1 pseudogene is annotated in these 501 nt (G+C 73.9%); it reads right to left on the bottom strand.

The annotated features are described in order from the left end of the window. Positions 1-501 (bottom strand): annotated as a pseudogene (locus ACU8YE_RS24480) (hypothetical protein); the annotation flags it as partial.

Consider the following 501-nt stretch of genomic DNA (forward strand, 5'->3'; position numbering starts at 1 on the left):
CACGACGCCCATCCACACCGGCACGTTGCGCAGGACGTGGCCGTCGGCGACGAACGGGTGACCGGCGACGAGCCGGGCACGCTCGTCCTTGAAGGTCCTCCGCAGGCGCTTGTGCAGCACCTCGCGGCCCTCGAGCAGGTCGGTCAGGTCGCGGGGCGAGAGGTCACGGTCCCAGGGCTGCTCGAGGTAGCCGCGTCGGAGCACCTCCCAGTCGTGGCCGCGCTCGTCGACGTACGCCGCCCACGCACTCCCCAGCCCGCCGAGCTCGTCGAAGGCTGCGACCTGCGCCGCTCGTGAGCCGCTGGGCAGCCGCAGGCTTGAGCCGTCGGCGAACCGGTGCTCGCGCACGAGGTCGAGCGGCTGGAGGTCCAGCTCGCGCTCGAGCGGGCGGCCCGACTTGCGGAACAGGTCACGCACGACCGCGGGCAGGAGGGTCGACGACGGGCCGGCGTCCCAGGTGAAGCCGTCGGCGTGGACGGACTGGAGGGCGCCGCCCAGGGT

The sequence above is a fragment of the Ralstonia sp. VS2407 genome (assembly GCF_052950655.1).